Annotated in this window: 1 protein-coding gene; it reads left to right on the top strand. The window is 38.4% G+C overall.

Annotation, left to right across the window (positions count from 1 at the left end; translation table 11 throughout):
- Nucleotides 1-1,012, top strand: a 1,012-nt coding sequence (locus INT22_RS15135) for a polysaccharide pyruvyl transferase family protein (protein ID WP_193068505.1), incomplete at its 5' end; no start/stop codon positions are given.
- Nucleotides 1,013-1,160 lie beyond the last annotated feature (148 nt).

Raw genomic sequence — 1,160 nt, 5'->3', positions numbered from 1 at the left:
GGTTCACAAGGCGATTGGCTGGGAGTCGCCTTTTTTACCATGGCGAAATAAAAACAGTAATGCAACTAAACCAATTGTTATACCTTGTGCAAACTTTCTTGGCCCCCAGCAAGATCTAAAGAATCGAGCAGATCTGCTTTCAAAAACGAAAAATAGCATTGTCGCGCTTGGGTTAGGAGCTCAGAGCGCTGACTTTGACTCTTATCCTGATCTTAATGATGGGCATAAAAGCTTTTTACAGGCGTTAAAAGATAGTGCCAAATACCATAACGTTTCAAACGTTGGTGTAAGAGGGCCATATACAAAAAAAGTAATTGAACACTATGGATATACGGGGCTTGCAACTGTTCTGGGTTGTCCTTCCCTTTTTATCAACGAGAGTAAGAGTCTGGGGAGAAATCTCGAAGAGCGTTTTTCAAAGATAGATAAAATTGCAATATCAGGAGGTAATTCTAATAAAAAAAATCTTTATAATGTAGAAAGGTTTTTGCTCGATAAAATGGAAGAGACTGAAGGTGGCTATATTGTCCAGCATCCGAAACCTTTCGTGCAGCTTGCTTGTGGTGAAGCCTCTAAGTTAAGCCCTAAACAGCTTAACGCTTACCGAGAGTTTTTAAAGCCTAGCTTATCAAACGATGAGTTTATAAGTTGGGTTCGTAAGTATTTAGTTGCTTTTTTTGATGCGGCGGATTGGATGCACTATTTAGAAAGCTACGATTTAGTTATAGGTACTCGAATTCATGGAGCTATGGTCGGTTTACAGGCAGGAACACCGGCAATTTGCATTACACATGACTCAAGAACGAAAGAAATGTGTGATTTTATGTCTATACCTTCCCTCGATGCAGGCCAGCTAAATAAATTTGATTCTGTTGAGCAAATAGTAGATTTTATTAATTTCGATGGTTCAGAGTTCGATAGTCGCCGGAAGGAGCTAGCAGGTGAGTATGTGCATTTTCTTGAGAGCAACGAGATTGACGTTGCCAGCTATCTAAAAGAATTGTCAACATAAATTGTTTTAAAAATTGAGGTTGATATGAAGCTTGCAGTCGTCACTATGATATATAATGAAAAGAAAATTCTGCCTTTATGGTTAAAATACTATGGTGGTCAAGTAGGTTATTCTAATTTGTATGTTGTTGACAATGATTCAAGTGACG

Source organism: Halomonas sp. 3D7M (assembly GCF_014897885.1).
Taxonomy (GTDB): domain Bacteria; phylum Pseudomonadota; class Gammaproteobacteria; order Pseudomonadales; family Halomonadaceae; genus Vreelandella.
This window is presented reverse-complemented; position numbering and strand designations above follow the sequence as displayed.